This is a genomic window from Billgrantia tianxiuensis, from assembly GCF_009834345.1.
GTDB classification, from domain to species: domain Bacteria; phylum Pseudomonadota; class Gammaproteobacteria; order Pseudomonadales; family Halomonadaceae; genus Halomonas; species Halomonas tianxiuensis.
Genome location: NZ_CP035042.1, coordinates 3,278,104 through 3,303,033 on the forward strand (window position 1 = coordinate 3,278,104; position 24,930 = coordinate 3,303,033).

General features: G+C 65.2%; 13 protein-coding genes, 3 tRNA genes and 5 pseudogenes. 9 read left to right on the forward strand and 12 right to left on the reverse strand.

Annotation, left to right across the window (positions count from 1 at the left end):
* Nucleotides 1-65 precede the first annotated feature (65 nt).
* From EKK97_RS15330 to EKK97_RS15340, 3 genes are all read right to left on the reverse strand, one after another.
* Nucleotides 66-141, reverse strand: a tRNA-Asn gene (locus EKK97_RS15330).
* A 30-nt stretch (nucleotides 142-171) separates the two neighbouring features.
* Nucleotides 172-247, reverse strand: a tRNA-Asn gene (locus tag EKK97_RS15335).
* A gap of 133 nt (nucleotides 248-380) precedes the next feature.
* Nucleotides 381-457 (reverse strand) — tRNA-Met (locus EKK97_RS15340).
* Nucleotides 458-617: 160 nt separating this feature from the next.
* On the opposite strand from EKK97_RS15340, the gene betI reads away from it, so the two are divergent.
* The 4 genes and pseudogenes from betI (at nucleotide 618) to EKK97_RS15360 (ending at nucleotide 7,233) form a co-directional block, all read left to right on the forward strand.
* Nucleotides 618-1,238 (forward strand): transcriptional regulator BetI, encoded by a 621-nt coding sequence (gene betI, locus EKK97_RS15345; RefSeq protein ID WP_201296901.1) that lies wholly within the window; start codon nucleotides 618-620, stop codon nucleotides 1,236-1,238.
* Complete coding sequence (gene betB, locus EKK97_RS15350; protein ID WP_159553164.1) at nucleotides 1,235-2,704, forward strand: betaine-aldehyde dehydrogenase; 1,470 nt, start codon at nucleotides 1,235-1,237, stop codon at nucleotides 2,702-2,704. The genes betI and betB overlap by 4 nt, the downstream gene beginning before the upstream one ends.
* Before the next feature lie 243 nt (nucleotides 2,705-2,947).
* Nucleotides 2,948-4,638, forward strand: a pseudogene (betA, locus tag EKK97_RS15355) (choline dehydrogenase).
* A 151-nt stretch (nucleotides 4,639-4,789) separates the two neighbouring features.
* Nucleotides 4,790-7,233: pseudogene (locus EKK97_RS15360) on the forward strand (acyl-CoA dehydrogenase).
* A gap of 52 nt (nucleotides 7,234-7,285) precedes the next feature.
* Here the strand turns inward: EKK97_RS15360 and EKK97_RS15365 are convergent.
* From EKK97_RS15365 to EKK97_RS15380, 4 genes and pseudogenes are all read right to left on the reverse strand, one after another.
* Entirely contained in the window at nucleotides 7,286-9,202 is a 1,917-nt protein-coding gene (locus EKK97_RS15365) for an SLC13 family permease (RefSeq protein WP_159553166.1), read from the reverse strand.
* Nucleotides 9,203-9,345: 143 nt separating this feature from the next.
* Entirely contained in the window at nucleotides 9,346-10,164 is an 819-nt protein-coding gene (locus EKK97_RS15370) for an enoyl-CoA hydratase-related protein (RefSeq protein ID WP_159553168.1), read from the reverse strand.
* A complete protein-coding gene (locus tag EKK97_RS15375; RefSeq protein ID WP_159553170.1) occupies nucleotides 10,161-12,356 on the reverse strand; it encodes an acetate--CoA ligase family protein in 2,196 nt (731 codons plus the stop codon). The genes EKK97_RS15370 and EKK97_RS15375 overlap by 4 nt, the downstream gene beginning before the upstream one ends.
* A gap of 40 nt (nucleotides 12,357-12,396) precedes the next feature.
* Nucleotides 12,397-13,239: pseudogene (locus EKK97_RS15380) on the reverse strand (enoyl-CoA hydratase/isomerase family protein); the annotation flags it as partial.
* Between the two features lie 229 nt (nucleotides 13,240-13,468).
* Between EKK97_RS15380 and EKK97_RS15385 the strand changes: the two are divergent.
* Both EKK97_RS15385 and EKK97_RS15390 read left to right on the forward strand, forming a co-directional pair.
* On the forward strand, nucleotides 13,469-14,395 hold the full coding sequence (locus EKK97_RS15385) for a MurR/RpiR family transcriptional regulator (RefSeq protein WP_159553172.1): 927 nt from the start codon (nucleotides 13,469-13,471) through the stop codon (nucleotides 14,393-14,395).
* Between the two features lie 110 nt (nucleotides 14,396-14,505).
* Nucleotides 14,506-17,469 carry a LysM peptidoglycan-binding domain-containing protein gene (locus EKK97_RS15390; protein ID WP_159553174.1) on the forward strand — a complete coding sequence of 988 codons (2,964 nt, stop codon included), beginning with the start codon at nucleotides 14,506-14,508 and terminating at the stop codon, nucleotides 17,467-17,469.
* Between the two features lie 70 nt (nucleotides 17,470-17,539).
* On the opposite strand, the gene EKK97_RS15395 is transcribed toward EKK97_RS15390, so the two are convergent.
* Nucleotides 17,540-18,517 (reverse strand): NADPH:quinone reductase, encoded by a 978-nt coding sequence (locus EKK97_RS15395; RefSeq protein WP_159553176.1) that lies wholly within the window; start codon nucleotides 18,515-18,517, stop codon nucleotides 17,540-17,542.
* A gap of 91 nt (nucleotides 18,518-18,608) precedes the next feature.
* Nucleotides 18,609-19,169, reverse strand: a complete 561-nt coding sequence (locus EKK97_RS15400) for a hypothetical protein (RefSeq protein ID WP_159553178.1) — start codon at nucleotides 19,167-19,169, stop codon at nucleotides 18,609-18,611.
* 135 nt (nucleotides 19,170-19,304) lie between these two features.
* Here EKK97_RS15400 and EKK97_RS15405 point away from each other — a divergent pair.
* Nucleotides 19,305-19,925, forward strand: a pseudogene (locus EKK97_RS15405) (glycerophosphodiester phosphodiesterase family protein); the annotation flags it as partial.
* Nucleotides 19,926-20,092: 167 nt separating this feature from the next.
* Here EKK97_RS15405 and glsA read toward each other — a convergent pair.
* Nucleotides 20,093-21,031 carry a glutaminase A gene (glsA, locus tag EKK97_RS15410; RefSeq protein WP_159553180.1) on the reverse strand — a complete coding sequence of 313 codons (939 nt, stop codon included), beginning with the start codon at nucleotides 21,029-21,031 and terminating at the stop codon, nucleotides 20,093-20,095.
* Nucleotides 21,032-21,210: 179 nt separating this feature from the next.
* Here glsA and EKK97_RS15415 point away from each other — a divergent pair, with 179 nt between their 5' ends.
* A complete protein-coding gene (locus EKK97_RS15415; protein ID WP_340162876.1) occupies nucleotides 21,211-21,711 on the forward strand; it encodes a CinA family protein in 501 nt (166 codons plus the stop codon).
* A 50-nt stretch (nucleotides 21,712-21,761) separates the two neighbouring features.
* Nucleotides 21,762-22,561: pseudogene (gene nadE / locus EKK97_RS15420) on the forward strand (ammonia-dependent NAD(+) synthetase).
* Here nadE and EKK97_RS15425 read toward each other — a convergent pair.
* Both EKK97_RS15425 and bluB read right to left on the reverse strand, forming a co-directional pair.
* Entirely contained in the window at nucleotides 22,504-24,096 is a 1,593-nt protein-coding gene (locus EKK97_RS15425) for a cobyric acid synthase (protein ID WP_236551238.1), read from the reverse strand. The pseudogene nadE and the gene EKK97_RS15425 overlap by 58 nt on opposite strands.
* The gene (bluB, locus tag EKK97_RS15430; protein ID WP_159553182.1) at nucleotides 24,084-24,815 is read right to left on the reverse strand and encodes a 5,6-dimethylbenzimidazole synthase; all 732 of its coding nucleotides are present in this window, start codon (nucleotides 24,813-24,815) and stop codon (nucleotides 24,084-24,086) included. Before bluB ends, EKK97_RS15425 begins: the two co-directional genes overlap by 13 nt.
* Between the last annotated feature and the right edge of the window lie 115 nt (nucleotides 24,816-24,930).

Sequence of the window (24,930 nt, forward strand, 5' to 3'; positions counted from 1 at the left end):
CTTTGAAGCCGAGCTGATGGTTCTTTTCGAACTTGAGCTGATGGCTCTTTTCGAACTTGGGCTGATGGCTCCTCGAGCAGGACTCGAACCTGCGACCCAGTGATTAACAGTCACTTGCTCTACCGACTGAGCTATCGAGGAATGACGAGCGTCAGGATCAGCGTGTGTTCTTGGCTCCCGGAGCAGGACTCGAACCTGCGACCCAGTGATTAACAGTCACTTGCTCTACCGACTGAGCTATCCGGGAATGGCCCTGAACACGGTGCGTAGTATACGGATCGCTCACATAAGGTCAAGGGCGGATTCTGCTGGCCTGGCACTGCCCTCAAAACACATGACGCCCGCGCAACGGGAACTGCGCGGGCGTCATGTGGAGAATCTGGTGGCTACGCCCTGATTCGAACAGGGGACCCCATCATTATGAGTGATGTGCTCTAACCGGCTGAGCTACGTAGCCTTTTCGGGGGAACAAGGCCCCTTCAACGCGGCAGGATTATGCACGATACCTAGCATGCAAGCAAGCCGGTAGCTGCTTTGTTTTTATTGATTGAACGTTCAATAAAAAAATGACATACTGATGAGCCAACGTGGAGTCATTGCATTCACAGGAGTCAGCGGTGCCAAAGACAGGTATGGAGCCGATCAGGCGTAGCCAGCTCATCAAGGCCACCATGGCTGCCATCGACGAGGTCGGTCTGGCGGATGCTACCGTACTGAGAATCGCCCGGCATGCCGGCGTATCGGCGGGCATCATCAGTCACTACTTCGGCGGCAAGGACGGCCTGCTCGAGGCCACCATGCGCCAGATCCTCACTGACCTGGGCCAGGCCGTAGCGGCCCGGCGCGGTCAGTTGAAAGATGGCTCTCCACGCGACCATCTCGGCGCCATCATCGATGGCAACTTCGACCGTAGCCAAATCTCCGGCCCAGCAGCCAAGACCTGGCTCGCCTTCTGGGCCAGCAGCATGCACAAGCCGCGGCTCCAGCGGCTCCAGCATGTCAACGATCAGCGGCTCTATTCCAACCTGTGCTGCCAGTTTCGCCGCCTGATGCCGCACGCAGCGGCACGCGATGCCGCTCGCGGCCTTGCCGCCATGATCGACGGCCTATGGCTGCGTGGCACCCTGAGTCCCGAGGGGCTGGATACCGAGCGCGCCCGACGCTTGGCGCACGCCTATCTCGATCAGTTACTGACCGGTTACGACACCTCCCTTGCGTCCACAAAGGAGACTGCATGACAGCTTACAACACCGAGCCCCTCTTCATCGCGGGCCGTCGGGAGCCGGCAACCTCCGGCGAAACTTTCGACGTCATCAACCCTTACGATGGCAGCCTGCTGGCCAAGGTTGAACAGGCCAGCCAGGCCGATATCGATCGTGCCGTCGCTGCGGCACGGGAGGGCCAACGCCACTGGGCCGCCCTGACCGGCATGCAGCGCGCTCGCATCCTCAACCGTGCCGTCGCGCTCTTGAGAGAGAGAAATGACGAACTCGCCGAGCTCGAGACGCGCAATACCGGCAAGCCGATCAGCGAAACCGCCACTGTGGACATCGTCACCGGCGCCGACGTGCTCGAGTACTACGCCGGCCTGGCTCCGGCGATCGAGGGCGCCCAGATTCCTCTGCGCGAGTCGTCGTTCGTCTACACCCGCCGCGAGCCGCTCGGCGTGATCGCCGCCATCGGCGCCTGGAACTATCCGATCCAGATCGCCTGCTGGAAGGCCGCGCCGGCGCTGGCCGCGGGTAACGCCGTGGTGTTCAAGCCAAGCGAAGTCACTCCGCTGACCGCCATGAAGCTCGCCGAGATCTTCACCGAAGCCGGACTGCCCGACGGCGTGTTCAACGTCGTGCATGGCGACGGCCGCGTCGGCCGGATGCTGACCGAGCACGAAGACATCGCCAAGGTATCGTTCACCGGCGAGGTCGGTACCGGCAAGAAGGTCATGTCGGCTGCGGGCGGCTCGACCCTCAAGGACGTGACCATGGAGCTGGGCGGCAAGTCGCCGCTGGTCGTCTTCGCCGATGCCGACCTGGATCGTGCCGCCGACGCGGCGATGATGGCCAATTTCTATTCCAGCGGACAGATCTGCACCAACGGCACTCGGGTCTTCGTCGAGCGTTCGGTCAAGCAGGCCTTCGAGGAGAAGATCGTCGCTCGTGTGGCCCGCATCCGCGCCGGCGACCCGCTCGACCCCAGCGTCAACTTCGGCCCGCTGGTGAGCTTCGAACACCAGGCCAAGGTGCTCGACTACATCGAGTACGGCAAGCAGGACGGGGCACGCGTACTGATCGGTGGCGAACCCCTGGCCGAGGGCGATTTCGCCCACGGCGCCTGGGCCCCGGCCACGGTGTTCACCGATTGCAGCGACGACATGCGCATCGTGCGCGAGGAGATCTTTGGCCCGGTGATGTCGATTCTCGTCTTCGACGACGAGGAGGAGCTGGTCCGCCGCGCCAACGACACCCTCTACGGCCTCGCTGCCGGCGTGTTCACCGAGAACCTCGCCCGCGCGCACCGCACCATTCACCGCCTCGAGGCTGGCATCTGCTGGATCAACACCTGGGGCGAGTCGCCGGCCGAGATGCCCGTGGGTGGCTACAAGCAGTCCGGCGTCGGCCGCGAGAACGGCGTCGAGACCCTGGCCCACTACACCCAGACCAAGTCGGTGCAGGTCGAGATGGGGCCCTTCGAGTCGGTGTTCTAGGTATCAGTGAAGAGACCCGTCATTGCCGCTCGCACACACATGGCGTGTCGGCCCAAGTCAAGTGCGGCTGGCTGCAGCGAGGGGCGCCGGGGACAAGCCGAAGAGGAGGTCCTACGCCATGGATGGCGTAGGTAGCGCCCACAGCGCCTCCTCGCCGGTCCGGCGCTCCGGGGCTTGTCGACGGATCAGCCCCGAGCGACCCCGTTAAAGGCCCGCCCCGTCGCGTTATCAGTGAGAGATGTCATGTCCCAGATTCGTGAATTCGACTACGTCATCATCGGCGCCGGCTCGGCCGGCAACGTATTGGCCACCCGCCTCACCGAGGACCCGGCGGTCAGCGTGCTGCTGCTCGAGGCCGGCGGCCCCGACTACCGCTTCGACTTCCGCACCCAGATGCCCGCCGCCCTGGCCTTCCCGCTGCAGGGCAAGCGCTACAACTGGGCCTTCGAGACCGACCCGGAGCCGCACATGAACGGCCGCCGCATGGAGTGCGGCCGCGGCAAGGGGCTCGGCGGTTCGTCGCTGATCAACGGCATGTGCTACATCCGCGGCAATGCCCTGGACTACGACAACTGGGCCAGCATGGCGGGGCTCGAGGACTGGCGCTACGCTGATTGCCTGCCCTACTTCAGGAAGGCCGAGTGCCGCGACATCGGCGCCAACGCCTACCACGGCGGCGACGGGCCGGTGAGCGTGACCACGCCCAAGGAGGGCAACAACGAGCTCTACCGCGCCTTCGTCGATGCCGGCGTGCAGGCCGGCTACCCCGAAACCGAGGACGTCAACGGCTACCAGCAGGAGGGCTTCGGCCCCATGGACCGTTTCGTCACGCCCAAGGGGCGTCGCGCCTCCACCGCCCGGGGTTATCTCGACCAGGCCAAGCAGCGCGACAACCTCACCATCGAGACCCACGCCACCACCGACGTGATCGAGTTCGAGGGCAAGCGCGCCGTGGGCGTGCGCTACCTGCGTCGCGGCCAGCCCCACCGGGTCCACGCCCGCCGCGAGGTACTGCTGTGCGCCGGGGCCATCGCCTCGCCGCAGATCCTGCTGCGCTCGGGGGTCGGCAATCCGGAGCACCTGCGCGAGTTCGACATTCCCGTGGTTCACGACCTGCCCGGTGTCGGTGAGAACCTGCAGGACCACCTGGAGATGTACATCCAGTACGAGTGCAAGCAGCCGATCACGCTCTACCCCGCGCTCAAGTGGTTCAACCAGCCGAAGATCGGCGCGGAATGGCTGTTTCTCGGCAGCGGCATCGGTGCCAGCAACCAGTTCGAGTCGTGCGCCTTCATCCGCACCCACGATGAGGAGCCCTGGCCCAACCTGCAGTATCACTTCCTGCCCATCGCCATCAGCTACAACGGCAAGAGCGCGGTGCAGGCGCACGGCTTCCAGGCCCACGTGGGCTCGATGCGCTCCGAGAGCCGCGGGCGCATTCGCCTCACCTCGCGCGATCCCAAGGCCGCTCCCAGCATCCTGTTCAACTACATGGCCAAGGAGAAGGATTGGCAGGAATTCCGCGATGCCATTCGCCTGACCCGCGAGATCATCGCCCAACCCGCCATGGATCCGTATCGCGGCCGCGAGATATCGCCAGGGCCGGACGTGCAGAGCGATGAGGAATTGGATGCCTTCGTGCGCGAGCACGCGGAGACTGCCTACCACCCCTGCGGCAGCTGCCGCATGGGAGAAGGCGACGACGCCGTGGTCGACGGCCAGGGCCGCGTGCACGGCCTGGAGGGCTGCGTGTGGTGGATGCCTCCTTGTTCCCGGTGATCCCCACCGGCAACCTCAACGCACCGACCATCATGCTGGCCGAGAAGATCGCCGACCGTATCCGTGGCCGCGAGCCGTTGCCACCCTCGGACGCGCCCTACTACGTGGCCGGTGACAGTCCGGCCAGGCGCGAGCCCCAGCGACGCCTAACCTGAGCCTGTTACTCCCTCCCCACCCAGCGCCCTGCCACCGAGCAGGGCGCTGTCATTTCGTCTGTGCCTCAGGGCTGGCCAGCACCGGGGAGATCGGCTAGGCTGACACATTCAAACAACCGTTCTAAACATGAACCAAGGGAGCGCCGAACACATGCTCACCCTGATACTCCTCATCCTCACTGTCGCTGGCCTGCTGGCGTTAATGCGGCGCGAGGCCGGCGCCATGCCGATCCTGGTCATGCTCGGAGGCCTTGGCCTGGTGAGTCTGCTGGTCTCCCCCGTACTTGGCGTACTGCTGCTGCTCGGCGCGGCGGCAGTCGCCGTGGCTGGCCTGCCGGCGCTGCGCACCCAGTGGCTCACGCCGCGCCTGTTCGTCATGTTCAAGCGCGTCTCGCCCAAGGTTTCCGACACGGAGCGTATTGCGCTGGAAGCCGGCACCGTGGCCTGGGATGGCGAGCTGTTCTCGGGTCGTCCGCAGTGGGACAAGCTGATGAGCTACCGCGACGACGGCCTAAGCGAGGAGGAGCGCAGCTTCCTCGAGCATCAGTGCTCGGTGGCCGCCGGCATGTGCAATGCCTGGGAGATCGCCAAGGAGCGTGCCGATCTGCCCGAAGAGCTGTGGCAGTACCTGAAGAAGGAGGGCTTCTTCGGCATGATCATCCCCAAGGAGTACGGCGGCCTCGGGTTCTCGGCCAAGGCCCAGTCGCTGATACTGCAGAAACTCTCGATCAGCGAGACGCTGATGGTCACGGTGGGAGTGCCCAACTCCCTGGGCCCGGGCGAGCTGCTGCTCAAGTACGGTACCCAGGCGCAAAAGGATCACTATCTACCGCGCCTGGCCGACGGCCGCGAAATCCCCTGCTTCGGCCTGACCGGCCCCCGCGCCGGCAGTGACGCCACCTCGCTTCCCGACACCGGTATCGTCTGCAAGCAAGTGATCGACGGTGAAGAGGTGTTGGGCTTGCGCCTCAACTTCGAGAAGCGCTGGATCACCCTGGCGCCCATCGCCACCGTCATAGGCCTGGCTTTCCGCCTGTTCGACCCCGACCACTTGCTGGGCGGGGAGGAGGATCGTGGCATCACCCTCGCACTGGTGCCTCGCAATACCGCTGGCATGGAGATCGGCCGCCGCCACCACCCCATCGGCAGCCCGTTCCTCAACGGCCCGATCAAGGGCAAGGACGTCTTCGTCCCACTGGACACCATCATCGGCGGCACCGAGATGATCGGTCAGGGCTGGCGCATGCTGGTGGAGTGTCTTTCCATCGGCCGCTGCATCACCCTGCCCTCCGGTGCCAGCGGCACCATGCGCTACGCCCTGGGCTGGACCGGCGGCTTCGCCCGCATTCGCCGCCAGTTCAACGTACCCGTCGCTGAGATGGAGGGCGTACAGGAGCCGCTGGCACGCCTGGCCTCGCTGGGCTACATCGCCCAGGCGGCGGTCTACCAGACCGCCAACACCATCGACCGCGGTGAGAAGCCTTCCGTACCATCGGCAATCCTCAAGAGCCAGCTCACCGAGTTCCAGCGCCTCGGGCTCTCCGATGCCATGGACATCCACGGCGGCAAGGCGGTGACCCTGGGCCCGCGTAACTACCTGGGCATCGGCTACAGTGCTAACCCGGTGTCGATCACGGTCGAGGGTGCCAACATCATGACCCGCAACCTGATGATCTTCGGCCAGGGCGCCATCCGCTGCCATCCGTTCGTGCTCGAGGAGCTGGCCGCTTCGGACAGCAACGATCTGCCGGCCTTCGATCGTGCCTTCTTCGGCCACGCAGCCCTAGTCTTCAGCAACGCCGCACGCGCCTTCACCATGGGGCTCGGCATCGGCAAGCCGAGCGTGCCCTTCGATGCGGTCGCCGCGCCCTACGCCCGCGACATGGCGCGTCTCTCGGCCGGCTTCAGCCTGTGTGCCGATGCCGCCATGGCCAGCCTCGGGCCACGCTCAAGCAGCGCGAGATGATCTCTGCACGCCTGGGCGACGTGCTCTCCAATCTCTACCTTGCTTCGATGGTGCTCAAGCACTGGCAGGAGGGCGACAAGGTGGAAGGCGAGGCCGCCCTACTCCACTACAGCTGCACCCACCTGCTGCAGCGTGCCGAGCAAGCCTTCGACGAGCTGTTCGACAACCTGCCCAACCGCGCGCTGGCCGGCGTGCTGCGCGCGGTGACGATGCCGTTGGGACGGCGCTGGAAGCGCCCCGCCGATCACCTGACCCGGCAGATCGCTCAGTCCGTGTCGCGCAACACCGCGCTGCGCGCCAAGCTCCTCGCGGCAGCCTGGCAGCAGAACGACGGCGTCAAGGACAACCCGCTGGCCCGCTACAACGCCCTGCTGGCCGACTACGACCGCGCCGAAGCGCTCTACCGCACGGTCAACAAGGCCTACGCCAAGGACGAACTGCCGCGTCAGGCGCTGCATCCCGAGGCGCGGCTGGAGGCAGCGCGGGAGAAGGGCCTGGTCAGCGAGGAGGACGCCGAGTTCATGCGCCGCTTCGAAGCCGAAGTACTCGAACTGCTCAGCGTGGACGACTTCGAGTACGACGAATTCGCCACCGACAAGGCCAACATCCTGCGCCACAACGCCGCCTGACGCTTGTCTCGACCACTGCACCACCGCCCCGGCCCAGCGCCGGGGCTTTTGCTTAAAGGGGCCAGACCAGCAGAATCATCGGCATCGCCACCGCCAGCACCAGCAGTGAGAGCGGCAAGCCCATCTTCCAATAGTCGCCGAAGCGATAGCCACCGGGCCCCATCACCAGGGTATTGGATTGGTGGCCTATCGGTGTCAGGAAGGCGCATGAAGCACTCACCGCCACTACCATGAGGAAGGGGTCGACCGAGGCACCGAAGCCCTCCGCCAGGCTGGCGGCGATGGGCGCCATCAACAGCGCCGCCGCGGCGTTGTTGATCACGTTGGAAAGCAGCATCGAGAGCAGGAACAGACCGACCAGCAGCGCCATGATCGGCCACTGCTGGCCGGCCGTGAGCAGCCCTTCGGCGATCAGGCTGGCCCCGCCGCTGGTTTCCAACGCCTGCCCCACCGGAATCATCGCTCCCAGCAGCACGATGACCGGCCCATCGACGGCCTGGTAGGCCTCGCGCAGCGGCAGCACCCCCACCAGCAGCGAAACCAGCGCAGCCGCCGACAGGGCAACCGCCGCCGGCAGCAGGTCCATCAGCATGGCCAGAATCGCCACGGCGAAAACGGCAATCGATACCAGCAGCATGCGCGGCTGTCCGAGCGGCAGGTTGCGCCGGGCCAGCGGCAGGCAGCCCAGCGTCGCCAGGCTCTCGCCAAGATTGCTCTCGCCCCCCTGCAGGAGTAGCACGTCGCCGGCGCGGAAACGAATGTCACGCAGGCGTTGCTTGAGCCGCCCGCCATCACGAGCGACGGCGATCAGGTGCAAACCGTACTGGTTCTGCAGGCGCAACTGGGTGACGGTCCGGTTGATCATCATGGAGTCGTTGCGCACCACCGCCTCGATCAGCTCGAGACCTTCGGTGGTGGCCGGCTTCTTCTTCTTCTCCGCCTTCTTGCCGGCGTCCTGTTCGCCGTTGTCCCGCCGAGGGCTGGCATCGCCCATCGCCCGGGGCGTGACCTCGAGCTTTGCGGCGGGGTTGTCCCCCGCCTCTTGGGGCTGCGCCTCGTTCTCCAACGCCTCCTGCTCTTCAGGTCCCAAGCCCACGAGTAGCCCGGCCTTGTCCTCGAGCAGCTTCATTTCCTCGGGCCCGGCCTCGACCAACAGGATGTCTTCCGCCTTCAGCGTGCCAAGAAAGGCATGTCCGGCCCAGCGTCGATCTCCGCGTACTACGGCCAATACCGGCACGGTCTCCTCCAACTCCCGCTGCAGTTCACGAAGCGTCCAACCAGCGGCCTTGGAATCCTCAGCGACTTTCAGTTCCACGAGGTAATTGGCGGTATCGAACATCTCCTCGGTAGACGCCTTGCCCGCCCGTCTGGGCACTAGGCGCCAGCCGAGCAGCACGATGAAGGCAAGCCCCACCAGGGCCACGCTGGCCCCCACGGGGAAAAACGAGAACATGCCGAAGGTCTCGCCGGTCACGCTGCCGCGATAGCTGGCGATGATGATGTTGGGCGGGGTACCGATCAGTGTCATGAGACCGCCGAGCAGCGAGCCGAAGGCAAGCGGCATCAGCAATAGCGAAGGCGAGGTATTGTGCTCACGCGCCAGGCGCATGGCCACCGGCAGGAGCAGCGCCAGGGCACCCACGTTATTCATGAAGCCGGACAGCACCACCACGGTGGCGGTGAGCGCTACCAGTTGCAGGAACAGGCGGTCGCCTACCTTAAGCACCTGCTCGGCGATGACATCCACCACGCCGGAACGCTCGAAGCCGCGGCTGAGCACCAGCACGGCAGCCACGGTGATCACCGCCGGATGACCGAAGCCGAGGAAGGCGTCGTCGCCCGGCACCAACCCCAGCATGACCGAGACCAGCAGGGCCGAGAGCGCCACCAGGTCGTAGCGGAAGCGTCCCCAGACGAAAGCGGCCAGCGTCAGTCCCAGCACGATGAAAACCAGCGTATGGTCGGCCATTTCCACTCCCTGTGTCGGCGAGCTTTCAGCACAACAGCCACACGCGAAAAAATCCAGCGCTTTCTTTACCTTGGCATGCGTTCAGCACGCGCCGAAACGAAAGAACCCGGCCGCAGCCGGGTTCCTTGGTCATAAAGCGCCGGTTATTTCGCCATCTTCTCGAGCATGGCGTTGACCGCCGCCAGGTGCTCCGGCTCGTTGTGGCACATGCCCTGGAACACGGCGCACAAGTCGAGGAAATCCTTGAGCTCGGTGCGTTGTGCCATCTTCATCAGGCGCTTGGTCAGCCGCGTGGCCTTGGGCGGCTGGGCGGCGATGCGTGCCGCCAGCTCGTTCACCTTCTCCATCAGCGCCTCCGGCTCGGTGACCTCGAGCACGATGCCGTACTCCTTGGCCTCCTCGGCATCGATCACCCGCCCGGAGAGGGTCAGCTCGAAGGCCCGCTGGTAGCCGATCAGACGCTGCATGAACCAGGCGCCGCCGTCGCCGGGGATGATCCCCAGGTTGAGGAAGGTCTCGCCGAACTTGGCCTTTCTCGAGGCGATGCGGATATCCGCCATGTTGGCCAGGTCGAAGCCGGCACCGATGGCAGGGCCATTGACCGCGGCGATGACCGGCACCTCCACCGCCTGCAGCGCCAGCGGGATGCGCTGGATACCCCGTCGATAGCGCCCCGCCACTTCGGCCACGTCGCCGGCGAAGTCGCCACCGCGGTTGGCCATGTCCTTGACGTTGCCGCCGGCGGAGAAGGCCGAACCCGCGCCGGCGATGACCAGTACCGAAACCTCGTCGCAACGGTTTACCCACTCCGCCACGGCGACGATGTCGTCGGCCAGTGCCGTACCGGTCAGGGCGTTGCGCACGTCGTGGCGATCCAGGGTCAGGGTCGCCACGCGCCCTTCCAAGGTCAGCAGCGCATCCTGCAGGACGGGTTGAGGGGGCTGACTCGTGCTCACGCTCATGCCGCGGACTCCTTGACGTTTTCGTTGAGGGGTTCGCGCTCCACGATAACGCGGGCATCCACCACGGCATAGCCGTCGGCGTTGACGATGACCGGGTTGAGATCGAGTTCGCTGAGCTCGGGGTAGGCATCGGCGATGCGCGACACCGTCAGCAGCAGCTCCACCAGGGATTCCTTGTCGACCGCCGGCTCGCCGCGGGCGCCCTCGAGTACCTTGCGAGCCTTGATCTGCTCCACCATGCTGCGCGCATCGTGGCGCGATAGCGGTATCGAACGGAAGGCAACGTCTTCCAGTATCTCGACGAAAATCCCACCCAGGCCGAACATCAGCACCGGCCCGAAGATCGGGTCGCGGATCACACCGATGATGACCTCAACGCCTTTCTTCGCCATCGGCGCGACCAGCACGCCCTCGATCTCAGCCTTGGCATCATAGGCGCGGCAGGAGGCCAGGATCTCTTCCCGGGCACGACGCAGCGCGGCCTCGCCGACCAGATTGAGCTTGACCCCGCCGGCATCCGACTTGTGCAGGATGTCCTTGGAGACCACCTTCATCGCCAGCGGCGCTTCGCCAAAGGCGGCCACCGCTTCGGCCAGCTCCGCGTCGCTGCGCACGACCCTCTCCTGCGGCACCTCGATATCATGCTCGCGCAGCAGTTGCTTGGCCTCGTACTCGAACATGTCGCGCCCCTCGGCCCGGGCGCGGGCGAACATCTCGCCAAGCTCCGGTTTCGGCTCGAGCGCCGGCTCACGCGGATACTGCTCGCACAGTTGGAGGTAGTCGCCGCGCTCGCCCAGCGCCCGCAGTACGCGTACTGATTGCTCGATGGAGGAGTAGATCGGAATGCCGGCCTCGTGTAGCCGGCGCAGGGCTGGCGGCTTGATTGGCGTGTAGAGGCTGTAGATGACCAGCGGCTTGTCGGTGGCCTTGGACAGGTCCACCATCGCCTCGGCGCCGCGCATCTCGTCGCCCAGCAGCGATTCGGCGAAGCGAATGCTGTAGCCGCCGAACATGCCAACGAGGAAAATGCTGTCGACGTTGTCGTCGGCGGCGACGATCTCCATGCAGGTGGCCAGCAGCGAGGGGTTGGCGTCGGTGGAGCCGGCCACGTCCACCGGATTGACCGTCGAGGCCTGGGGGAACAGCACGTCGCGCAGCTTCTGGCGGGTCTCCTCGGAGAGCTCGGCCAGCGATAGGCCCGCCTCGGCCAGGCGGTCGGAGGCGATGGTAGCCTGGCCGCCACCGTCGGAGATCACCGCCACACGCTTGCCGCGCGCCTTCTGCAGCAAGCCGAGCCCCTCGGCCACCGGCAGGATCTCGTCGGAGCGATGCACCACGCTGACGCCGGCCTGGCGCAGCAGGTCCACGGTCATGGCATAGCTGCCGGCCAGCGCACCGGTATGCGAGCTGGCCGCCTTCTGGCCGGCCTCGGTGGAGCCCGACTTGTAGACCACCACCGGCTTCATGGCAGTGACGTCGCGCGCCACCTCGAGGAACTTGCGTCCGTCGCGGAAGCCCTCCACGTAGAGGGTGGCCACGCGGGTCTGTTCGTCCTCGCCGAGGTAGCGCAGGTAGTCGTTGAAACCGATGTCGCTCTGGTTGCCGGGGCCGACATAAGTGGAAAAGCCGACCTGGCCGTTGTATTGGGCCTCGAGCGCCAGCGACAGCAGCATGTTGCCCGACTGGGAGATGATCCCCACGTCGCCCGGCTTGACGTTGTCCAGTGCCAGCAGGTTGAGGTGATGGTGCAGGTTGAAAACCCCGGAGGTGTTGGGGCCGATGACACGCACACCATGCGCTTCCGCCTGAGCCATCATCTCGCGCTCGAGCTCGGCGCCTTCACCGCCTATCTCGGCAAAGCCGCTGGCCAGTATCACCGCGCCCTTGATGCCATGGCGGCCACATTCGGCAATCAGGCCCGGCACGCTGGCAGCCGGAGTACAGATCAGTGCCAGCTCCGGGGTGCCGGGAATCTCGGCGATCGAGGGCCAGGCCTTGACCCCCAGGATCAGGTCGGCCTTGGGGTTGACCGGATAGATAGCGCCACGGAAGCCGTCCTTGATCAGGCCCACCATGGCCTTGTAACCGCGCTTGGTCGGGTCGCTCGAAGCGCCGACCACGGCAATGCCGGACGGCGCCAGGATCTCGTGCAGCGGACTGCGTGTCGGAAGATGTCCTTCGATCGGGTTCATGTCTCGCATCCTTGAGTCTGTCAGTGGCCCTGAAACCGGGGGAGCGCTTCTCGGCGAAGGCGTCGACGCCCTCCTGCCAGTCGGCCGTAGTGGAGCAGGTGAAGACCGCGTCCAGTTCCTGCTGCAGCTGGCTTTCAAGCCCGGTGTCGCTGCTCTGGTTGACCAGCCGTTTGAGCATGGCAATCGATACCGGTGCCTGCCGGGAAAGGCTCTCGGCCAGGCGATGGGCCTCCTGCATGAGTCGATCGCCGGCATGACAGGAGGTGGCCAGGCCGATGCGCGCCGCCTCGTGCCCGTCGATGCGCTGCCCGGTGTAGAGCAGTTGGCGCGCCATGTTCATTCCCACCAACTGCGGCAACAGCTTGGAGACGCCACCACCGACACAGGTCCCGATGCTGGTCTCGGGAAAGCCCATCTGGGCGTCCTCCGCCATCACGATGAAGTCACAGGCCACCGCCATTTCGGCACCGGCGCCCAGGGCATAGCCGTTGACAGCGGCAATGATCGGCTTGGGATGACGCAGGATCGCCTCGCAAACGTCATTGCCGAGCTGCAGGTACTGACGACGCTGGAACAGGGTGCGCTTGGCCCCGCCGTGCTCCTTCATGTCGGCACCGACGCAGAAGGCCCGCCCCTCGCCGGTCAGGATCACGCAGCGCACCTCTGGGTCGGCCTTGGCCTCGGCCAGGGCCGCGAGCAATTCGCCGTAGAAGGCCTCCACTACCGCATTGAGGCGATGCGGCCGGTTGAAGCGAATCTCCATGACCGCTCCCTGGCGGTCGATGATGAGGGTTTCAGGACTGGCTGGGCTCATGGCGTAAGGCACTCTCGGGCTTCGTGAACTGTTTGGTGGAACAGGGTGTTGCATAACGCTCGGCACCATCGGCACCGAATAGAAACAAACGTACCGTTATCAAAACAAGATCGGCACACTTGTTTTGCCGGCATCCTAGCCAAGCCACGAAATGACGTCAATACATGCGTGTCAAAATCAATACAACAAGGAAACATTTGTTTCGTTCATTCACCGTTTCCATGCGTTACAATGCGCTTTCGCTCACATTTGGCTGCCCTGACGCGCCGCCGGGCCATGACCGACCGAGGAGACCGCCGTGCTGGAACAGGATCCACAAAGTGACGAACTCCCCACCGACGAGCCAACCGCGCCCTCGGGGCTGGATGCCGTGAACCAGCAGCTGGCCGCCGCCTATCCCGAGCTCAGTCCGCAACTGAAGCTTGCCGCTGGCTACGTGCTGGAGCACCCGGTCGAGATCGCCTTCCAGTCGATTCGCAAGTCGGCCGGCGCCGCCCGCGTGACCGCCTCGACCCTGGTGCGCCTGGCCAAGCGCCTGGGCTTCGACAGCTACGAGCAGTTCCGCGAGGTGTTCCAGTCCGCCGTGCAGGCTGGCCCGGTGGAACTCTCGGGCAGGGCCAGCAACCTTCGCACCCTGGCCAGCCAGACCGACGACCAAGTGTTTCTCGACGTAGGCGACGCCGCCTTCGACAACATCGGCCGGCTGTTCACCGCCGATACCCAGACTCGGGTGCGCGATGCCGCCATGACGTTGCTCAGGGCAGAAAAGATCGCCGTGGTGGGCTTTCGCGATACCTTCGCCTGCGCCTATCACTTCGCCTACGTAGGGCGTATCGCCATGCCCAACATCCAGCTGATCCGCGGTCAGGAAGGCGGGCTGCTGACGGAACTGGCACCCTACGGCGAGAACGATGTGGTGGTTGCCTTCGCCTTCGAGCCCTACTGCGCCGAAACCGTGCGTGCCCTGGATATCGCCCGCGAAGGCGGCGCCACTCCCATCGTCATCACCGACACGCTGCGTTCCCCGCTGGTACCGGGCGCCGCCATCACCTTCACCGTGGCCAACGCCACCCCGCACTTCTTTCCCTCGATCCTCTCCGCCATCACCTTGATCGAAGTGCTGCTGGCCGAATGCGTGGCCTACGGACCCGATGGCCTTGTCGATAACGTGGCACGCTTCGAGTCGCGCATGCGTGCCATGGGCGCCTACGTCAGCAACGAGTGACGGCATAGGCACGCTGGCGAGACGCGTGCCACAAAAGATTCAACAAAACTTCAGACAACCTGCCTGCGCTCCTCCCTATGGTGAAACCTTCACGGAGGAAGGAGCGGAGCATGTCATACCGGATCGATATCGAATCACTGCGCCGTTATCAAGCCGACGGCGTGGCATCCAAGGCCATGACCGAGGGTGAGCGCCAGCGCTTCGAGCAAGCCGTCGAAGAAGCCCTCAACGCCCGCGCATCAGCAGGAGGCACCGGCGAACTCGACAGCGCAACGGAGCGGGTTTTCGTCGTAGAGGAAGGCGACAGCCTGTGGGAGATCGCCGAAGAGCTCCACGTCGATTACGACGATTTTCTCGCCCTGAACGAACGTGACGACATGCCCGACCCAGGAGAGATCGATCCAGGCGACGTCGTGTTCGTTCCGCATACCTCTCCCGAGGAGGCGGCCCAGTCGCCACGTGATACCCAAGGCGTTCCCGTTGGAGAAGACGAGTTCATCGACGGCCTGCGCGAACGCGGCAACGATCTTGAATACGCCGACGACCCAGCCACGGTCGATTATGATGGCGAGATCGATTCCCTCTCCCAGGATGTTGAACGTTACCTGGCGGCGCTTCCGGTTGATGAACGACAGCCCTCCCTGCAACGCCTCTACGACCATAGCTGGCGCGATGCCGGTCCTGCCCAGATGGCCATCGAACAAGCCGCGGAGAACAGCGGGCTGGCACTTCAGCCAAGCAGTCATACCGGCCCGGAAGCGGAAGCCGCAGCACGCGAGATCATTGACGAGGCCCGAGGACAGAGTGATCCGCAAGCGGCGCTCGAAACTCTCGAAGAGGGGTACGAAGGAGCTTCGTCTACGGTCCAGGTCGCCCTGGATCGCTCCAGTGGCGCCAGGGAGATCGCCGCCGAAGCAGGCGCCGAGATCATCGACGCTGCCCGCGCCGAGGACGATCCGGCCAGTGCACTGCGTATCTTCGAGGCGGGGCGAGCCGAGGCTCCCGAACGGGTGCAGAACGCTCTCGACCGATCCAGCGACGCCCAGGCGATCATCGATGATACCGCCGCCTGGGCCGCCGAACCTCTCACTGGCGAATTGCAGGGAACGGACACCCCCGAGCGGCGCACACTCGAGATGATAGAACGCCTCGACACCCTGACCGAAGGACTGGAGCCTGAGCTCGCCAGCGAGGTAGTGGAAGCCCTGATCGACGAGATCGAGACGGCCAACCAAGGTGATCTACAGGCTTATGGCGGAGCCATGGCCGGGCCAAACGGCACCACGCTCCTGCTGGAAATCCTCGACCGTATCGCCGGGACGGATGCGGGGGATCGTGCGGCAAACCGGCTTGCGGAACAATTGCCGGTGGACATGAATACGGTGCGCAACGAGATGCACGAAGCGATCTCCTCCGGCGAGGCCATTCCCAGCCTGGCCTTGTCAATCGCCTCGCTGAAAGGCGCAGAGGATTTTCGCGACGAGCTGTTCACCGCCGTGGAGCAGTTCCGCGACCACACCATCGGCGGACAGGCCGGCGAGTACCATGAGCATCTCGATGAATTGAGCTTCCTGATCCTCAACGGTGGTGCGGCAATGACCGAGGAGCAGCTCGCAGCGGCGATCGACGATTACATCGCCTCCAATCCCGACTGGGAAACGGAATTCGAGGCGCTGCAGGAGCAGTTGGCCGGCATCGGTGCCGGGCTGCTGAAACAGATAGAACAGCTGCGGGGGCTACCGGACGAAGCGGGCGCGGACCAGCAGTCGCGTATCGAGGCCTTGCTCGAAGATGCCAATGCCCAGTTGGCCGTATCGACTGCCCTCCAGGAGAAACCCGAGCTGGTGTCGGGGGAAGCAGGCGACGCCTTGATCGAGACCTTCAACGAACTGGGTATCACCGAAGACCATCCCTTGGCGGTAAGCCTGGTCGGCGCCTACCTGCGCGAGAACGTGATCCTGCCTGCGGTCTACATCGATCCCAGCGACCCTCAGTCGCTGGAGGAGCCCCAGGCGCGGCTGGACGAGACGCTGCGCGACAATCCCCAGCTCGCCGAGCTGCTGGGCACCACGACCGGCGAACTCGATGCGCTCGCCGACACCTTCACAGCGTTGGTACCCGAATTCACCGATGACTTCGACCCGCAGCGCTACCAGATCGACGTGGCGCGCAATCTCAACAACACCCTGGACAAGACCAACGAGATCTTCCGCGACTCGCCCTACAATCGCGCCTTCCGCGCTTCCGCCCTCTCCATCGTCGGCTCGGGGCTGGCCAATGCCATCGAGACCTACGGCGACGATCCTTCGCTGCGCAACGCCCTGCAAGTATCGATCGAAACAGCACGGGTCGGCGTCGATGGCGCCCAACTGGTCGACGCTCTGTTCACCGGCAGCGAAGGTTCCCGGGCCACGCCTGGCCTCAAGCTGAGCGGCAAATTCGTGCATCTGCTCGGTGCCTCGTTGGCCGGGGCCGATGCCCTGGCTCGCCTGAACGAGGGCGACGTGGTCGGTGCCGGTCTCAACGCGGCGGTGGCGGGCGGGGTCGGCTATGCAGTGTTCGGCAGCTCGACACTGGCAGGTCCAATCGGCTTCGGCATTGCCACCCTGGCCACCCTGGTCCAGTTCGGTCGTGACGCTTACCTGACGGCGCAGCACAACAGTCGCTTCGAGACCCAGACCACGGCGGACTTCCTCGCCCACGCCGGTTTCAGCGAAGAGGCCGCCCAACTGCTGATCGACCAGAGCGGCGATGGGCATAGCGTAGTGCCCCTGCTGATGCGCTATGGCGAACTTCACGGACTCTCGCCCGAGCAGACCGTGGAGTGGATCAACACGATTCCCGAGAGTGAGAACGGAACCGCCATGCTCGCCGCACTGCGCGACAATCTGCACAACACGCTCGACGAGTTCGATGGCGATATCAGCCGGTTCGACGCCCATGCCGAAGGCTTCGAACTTGCCTCGCCTTCATTCGGAGAGTCTCGTAGCGGTTCCCTGACGCCTCGTTCTCAATTCGAACTCGACGCCATCCTGCCTCAGCTCGGCATCGAGTCGCCGCGGGAGTACGCCTAGCACTGCCGAGGGTCACAAGCGAAAACGACGACGCCCGCCTCGAGGAGACGGGCGTCGTGTCGGTGCGGCTTCAGGGCAACAGTATGGTCGAGCCGGTGGTCTGGCGGCCGGCCAGCGCATCCTGGGCCTTGCCGGCATCGGCCAGGGCGAAGCGCTGGCCGATGTCGACCTTGACCTTGCCGCTGCCCAGCATGTCGAACAGGTCGCGGCACATCATTTCCAGCCGTTCGCGGGTGTCGGCATAGCCGTTGAGACTGGGGCGGGTCACGAACAGCGAGCCCTTCTGGTTGAGGATGCCAAGATTGACCCCTTCGACCGGCCCCGAAGCGTTGCCGAAGCTGACCATCAGCGAACGCGGCTTGAGACAATCCAGCGAAGTGATCCAGGTATCCTTGCCCACCGAGTCGTAAACCACGTCGCACATCTCGCCATTGGTGAGCTCACGCACCCGCTCGACCACGTCTTCGCGGGTGTAGTCGATGGTTTCCCAGGCGCCGTTCGCCTTGGCCAGCTTCGCCTTTTCTTCCGAGCTGACGGTCCCGATCAGCTTGACGCCCAGAGCACGGGCCCACTGGCAGGCGATGGAGCCCACCCCACCGGCCGCGGCATGCCACAGGATCGTCTCGCCACCCTTGAGCGGAGCGGTCTGGCGCAGCAGGTACTGCACGGTCAGCCCCTTGAGCATGCTGGCAGCAGCTGTCTCCGCGTCGACACTGTTGGGCAGTACCACCACCTTCTCCGCAGGCAGCACGTGATATTCGGCGTAGGCACCGAGCGGGCCTTGGGCATAGGCGACCCGGTCGCCCTCCTTGAGGTGGCTGACACCCTCGCCCACGGCGTCGACCACCCCGGCGCCCTCGGTACCGAGACCGGACGGAAGCCCAGGGGCCGGATAAAGCCCGGTACGGAAATAGATGTCGATGAAATTGAGGCCAATCGCCTCGTTGCGGACACGAACCTCGCCAGAGGCAGGATCGGCCGGCGTCACGTCGACGAGTTCAAGAACCTCGGAACCGCCGGTACGAGCAAACTGGATTCGCTTGGCCATGTCACTTTCCTTCGTTCGCTAACTGAGTGTGCTTCATCCAACCTTCCCCGCTCCACCCGGTCAAGCCCTCTCCTCATCGAACGGGCGGCACTCAGCCGGGAAACGCCGCCAGCCGTTCGACGAAGCGGCCCTTCTCCTGCTCGAAAAAGTGCGGATCGTGCTTGAAACGACGCAGCACGGCATCGTCATCGAAGCTCAGCGCCGGCTCCAGTTCACTCACGCCTCGAGCCGGATGGTGAGAAGAGAGCCCAACGCGTCGACCGCCGGGGATCGCAAACCAGCGCTCGATACCGCAACGGCGGAAGAACGCCTCTTCGTCCTGATCCGCTGCGTCGACCCGAAGAGGGGCTTTCTGGGCCAGCTCGCGAATCAGCCGTCGCAGGCTCTCACGGTCGCCGCCAGGCGAAGCATGCAACCACAAGGTCATGCCCGCACCCGACGCATCGAGCGTCAATAGGGCCAATGCTCCGGGCCTGCCCTGGTCGTCCACCAGCGCCCACAAACGCGCGGCCTCATGAGCGAAGAGCAACTGTCGCGTGCCGGTGAACGTGACCAACGGCGATAGCCCCGCTTCCCTTCCATAAATATCGGCGCACAGGCGTGCGAGCCAAGCATCGCGCTGCTCGTCACACTCGGGGGTCATCACCTTCATGCCTTGCCTCGTTGCATCGTCAAAGGCTGCAAGCCTAGCATAGTCGCGGTCGATTCCATGCGCGTCACACGCTCGAGTCGCCATTCCGTCACCCTCATCGTTTAGCCTGCCACGACCTTCATGCGGAGCCCCGACATGCCAAAGCACCCCGATATCGCCTTGCCCCGCTTGATCGCTCATCGCGGGCTCTCCGCCCATGCTCCGGAAAATACCCTCATTGCGGTGAGAGCCGCCCATGAAGCCGGCTTTCAGTGGGTAGAGCTCGACGTACAACTGCTCGGCGATGGCACTCCGGTGATCTGGCACGACGCTACGCTCAAGCGCTGTTCCGACGGCCATGGCCGGCTGGCCACGCTGGATCTCGCCGCGGTGCGCAAGCTCGATGTCGGCGGCTGGTTCGGCGACGGTTTCCGCGGCGAGCACATGGCCACCTTGAGCGACATGCTCGAACTGCTGGTGGAACTGGACATGGGCGTCAACATGGAGCTCAAGGTCACTAGCCGGCGCAGTGGCACCGAGCTGGCCGAAGTGGTCGTGCCTCGCCTGCTCAAGGCCTTGCCGCCGGAGCGGCTGATTCTCTCCTCTTTCGATCAGCCCGCCCTGCATCATGCGCGCTCGCTGGCCGACGCCTCGCTGCTGCCCATCGGTGTGTTGACCGAGAGCGTGCCGGAAAAGTGGCGCTCACGCTGCGAGGCGCTCGATGCCTACAGCATTCATACCGACTGGACCCGGCTCACCGCGCGCCGCGCTCGTGAGATCAAGGATGCTGGCTACCGGTTGCTGTGCTACACGCCCAACGATCCGGCCGCCTTCGCCAACCGCTGGTCGTGGGGGTGGACAGCGCCATCAGCGACGACCCGGCCCTATTCGTCGACATCGCCCCGCCGCCCGCCATTACCCCGGCCTGAGCGCCGGCAGACGACTCACTCAGCAAACACGCCCAGCCGCCGGCGGCACGACAGCGCCTTGAGCAGGCGCAGCCCTGCAACGCTGTTGCCGTGCTCGTTCAGTGCTGGGCCGATACAGCCGACACCCAGTCGGCCAGGAGCCACGGCCAGGATGGCGCCGGATATTCCACTCTTCGAGGGCATGCCCACTTCCACGGCGTACCTGCCCGACTGGTCATACATGCCGGTGGTCAGCATCAGGGTGAGCACGATACGCACCGTTTCTTCGCTGATCCGCCTCTCGCCACTCTCGGGGTCCTTACCGCCATTGGCGAGTACCGCGGCGATCCGGGCCAGGTCCCGGCAATTCATCTCGATGGAGGTCTGCTTGAGATAGGGCACCAGCAGGTCCTCTTCGCTGCCTTGCACCACGTCGTGGTTGCGCATGTAGTAGAACAGCGCCCGGTTGAGATCCTTGTCCTCGGCCTCGAACATCTCGCGGTTGTAGTCCAGCCCGGGGTTGCCACAGAGGCGGCGAAAGAAATCCAGCAAACGGCCGAACCGCTCCTCGCCGTCGCGAGCGCGGACCATGGCGGTCGCCACGATGGCACCGGCATTGATCATGGGGTTGGCAGGAACGCCCAGCTCTCCTTCTTCCAGGGTCGCGATGGAGTGATAAGGGTCGCCGGAGGGTTCCATGCCAACCCTCTCGAACAATGCCTCGGCCCCCACGTCCTCCAGGGCCAGGGCGAGCACCACCGCCTTGGAGACACTCTCCAGGGGAAACGGCCGTTCGGCATCGCCTGCCTGAGCCAGTTGTCCTTCCGCCCCCACGATGGCAATGCCGACCCTCTCTTTACCCGACTCGCCGATTCGCTCCGTGAAGGGGGTCATCCCGCTCTCGTGATGGACACGACATTCACACTCCACCACCTCTTCGAGGTCCGCCGTCATCGCTCCGTCGATACGCTCCATCCATGCCTCCCTTCGCTATCCTGAACGGCTCGGGGTACCTATCGAGCATAGCCATTCGAACATAGCCATCACGCAACAATGGCTAAACTGACCTAGGGTATGGGGGCAAATTGTCACTGCCTTGGCCTTTCAGGCTAGCCGCCCCCCAGGAGGAGAGGCAATTTTCGGGAGAAGAAGCAATGGAACTGCTCGATAGAATCGCAGACTATCTAATCGACAACGAATTGAAGCTTGCCACCGCCGAGTCCTGTACCGCTGGGCTGATCGTGTCCGAGCTGGCCCGGGTGCCTGGCAGCGGCCAGAGCATCGACTGCGGCCTTGGCGTCTATTCGCCACAATCGAAGTATCGTTACCTCGGGGTCAGCTTCGACACCATCGATCGATATGGACTGACCAGCGAGGCCGTGGCCTGCGAAATGGCCAGTGGAGCACTGAACAACAACGATGCCGACGTGGCCCTGGCCAACACCGGCATCGCCGGTCCCAACCCCGGCGACGACGACACCCCATCGGCACGGTCTGCTTCGCCTGGGCCTTCCGCGAGAATGGCCGGCACCACCATTTCAGCGAAACCCGCCGCTTCGACGGCACGCGTAATGAAGTGCGCCTGGCCGCGGCCCACTACGCGCTGGAACGACTGCCTTACTATCACCGGCTATGCACCGACGCCGAATCGATAAGGGGCGAAGAAGAGCGCCGTTCACGCCAGGCCGAGCAGAGATCTATCGGCGTGCAGCTGCGGTCCAGAACGAACGTCGACGCCCGGCATGAGCTCGAGCGACGCCGCGACTTTCTCTGCAAGGTCATGCGGGAGAGTGGACAGCACACCCTGGTGCTGGGCATCAGCGGCGGTGTCGACTCCACCGTCGCGGGGCGCCTGGCGCAGCTCGCCGTGGAGCAGCTGCGCGAGGAAGGTGAACAGGCCAGGTTCGTCGCCATGCGGCTGCCTTACGGCGTGCAACAGGATGCCGAGGACGCCGAGCGGGCGCTGGCCTTCATCCAGCCCGACGAAGTGCTGGAAGTGAACATCCAGGCCGGCAGCGATGCCCTGCTGGAAGCACTGGAGAGCGGCGGGTTGGCATTCACGGATGCCCATCAGCGCGATTTCGTGCTGGGCAACATCAAGGCGCGCCAGCGCATGGTGGCCCAGTACGCCGTGGCCGGCGCGCGCGGCGGACTGGTCATCGGCACCGACCAGGCCGCCGAGGCACTGATGGGCTTCTTCACCAAGTATGGTGACGGCGCCTGCGATGTCGCCCCCTCACCGGCCTGACCAAGCGCCAAGTGCGCCTGCTGGGCCAGCAGCTCGGCGCCCCCGAAACGCTGGTGAACAAGGCGCCTACCGCCGACCTCGAGTCGCTGGCACCGCAGAAGCTCGACGAGGTGGCCCTCGGCGTCAGCTACGACGAGATCGACGCCTTCCTGGAAAACCGGGACGTCTCCCGCCCCGCCTTCGATACCATCGTGATCACCTACCGGCGCACCGAGCACAAGCGCCAATTGCCGCTCACGCCGGACACCGCGAGCTGACGACGAGGCGCGGGCCGACACCGGCATGTCGGCCCGCGCGGCAGCCGACCGCTCCGCTCACGTTCACGCTCACACCCCAGCAGGCACTCGATGGCGGCCATGTCCAGGTTCGCTTCCAGGCAGTCGGCCAGTCGATCGAGTTCCTGCTGGCGATGGTCCTGATAGTCCACCGCGCTTCCCTGCGCCTCGAGCCCGCAACGGGCAAGCAGCGCCGTGCACGCCTCGGGCCGGTCGAACAGCCCGTGCAGGTAGGTGCCCATGACCTGGCCATCTGCGCTTTCGGCACCGTCCGGCCGGCCTTGCAGCTCTAGTAGCGGCCGCGCCAGGGCAGACCCCTCGCTCACCCCGTTGTGGATCTCGTAGCCGGCGATCGGCACCCCTTCGCGAAGCAAGCGCCCACTCACGTTGCGCAGCTGCTTGCCCGCTACCATGCGCGTCTCGAACTCGAGCAGTCCGAGCCCGGGGGTCGAGCCCGCCGGCCCCTCCAGCCCCTCCGGGTCGTGCACCGCCCGGCCCAGCATCTGCAGGCCGCCGCAGATACCGAGCACCCGGCCGCCGTAGCGCAGATGGCGCTGTATCGCTTCTTCCCAGCCCTGGGCGCGCAGCCATTCGAGATCGCTACGGGTACTCTTGCTGCCGGGCAGGACGATCAGATCCGCCGGCGGGATCTCCCGGCCTGGCCCTATCTGGTTAGGCCCGACGAAGGTCAAGTCGACCTGCGGATGCAGGCGCAGCGGGTCGAAGTCGTTGTGGTTGCTGATGCGCGGCAGCGCCGGTACCACAACCTTGAGCGTGGCCCCCGGCCCCACCCGCCCGCTGCGGCCGATGCTGTCCTCGGCATCGAGCAGCAGGCCCTGCAGATAGGGCAGCGTGCCGAATACCGGCTTGCCGGTGCGCTCGGTGAGCCAGTCGAGCCCCGGTTCGAGCAGAGCGATGTCGCCGCGAAAGCGGTTGACGATGAAGCCACGGGTACGTGAGCGCTCGCTCACGCTGAGCAGCTCTAGGGTGCCGACCAGCTGGGCGAAGACACCGCCGCGGTCGATATCGCCGACCAGCACCACCGGGCAGTCGACCATCTCGGCGAAGCCCATGTTGGCGATGTCGTTGGCGCGCAGGTTGATCTCGGCCGGGCTGCCCGCCCCCTCGGCGACGATCACGTCGAAGCGCGACGACAACGCCTGCCACGCCGCCAGCACGCTCTCCCGCGCGGTGCGCTTGTAGGCGTGGTAATCCAGCGCGTCCATGTGGCCGTGGACCCGCCCGCGCAGGATCACCTGGGCGCCGCGGTCGCTCTCGGGCTTGAGCAGCACCGGGTTCATGTCGCTATGCGGCTCGACGCCTGCCGCCAGCGCCTGCAGCGCCGTGGAGCGGCCGATCTCGCCGCCATCCACTGTCACCGCGCTGTTGAGCGCCATGTTCTGCGGCTTGAACGGCGCCACCGATACCCCGCGCCGCGCCAGCACCCGGCACAACCCGGCCACCACCGTGCTCTTGCCGGCATCCGAAGTGGTGCCCTGGATCATTAGGGTTGGCATGGTCTGGCCACCTCTTGCAGTGCCTCGTGAAGCGCCTCGTCCGCCAGCGCCTGCCTCCAGCCGTTGCCATGCACCAGCTCGGTGAGCGGCAGGCGCTGGCGCCACCCGGAGCGGGCCAGCTCGGGCTGCTGCAGAAACTCGCTGACGTAGCCCAGACACAGGTACGCCAAGGGGTAGACCTGTTCTGGCAGGTCGAGGATCGTCGCCAGCTCTTGCTGATCGAGAATGCTGACCCAGCCCACGCCGATGCCCTCGGCGCGGGCCGCCAGCCACAGGTTCTGCACTGCCAGGCAGGTGCTGAACAGGTCCGTGTCGACGATGCTGGTGCGCCCCAGTACCGGGCCGTCGCCACGGCTCCGGTCGCAGGTGATGCAGAGGTTGAGCGGACTCTCAAGGATGCCTTCGAGCTTGAGGCGGCGGTACGCCTGCTGCCGCTCAGCGGAAAACTGCTGCGCTCCCCGCTCGTTCTCCCGCAGGAACAGCCGATGCACCCGGCGGCGCACCTCCCGGCTGTCGATCACCAGGAAGTCCCAGGGCTGCATGAAGCCCACCGACGGCGCATGGTGCGCGGCGTCCAGCAGCCGGGCCAGCACCTCGGGCGGCACGGGATCCGGCAGGAACTGGGCGCGCACGTCGCGGCGCTCGTGAATCGCGCGGTAGAGTCCCTCCCGCTGTGGCGGGGGAAAAGCGTGATCGGCTCGCCCGCTGTGTTCTGCCATGCGGCTCTCCAAAAAAGTCATGAGGGAACGAGTCGGCAGGATGACTGCCAGCGAAAAGCTGATAATGCGTGAGCTCGGCAGGATGAGCGCCGGGGACAAGTCTAAGCGAGGGTCT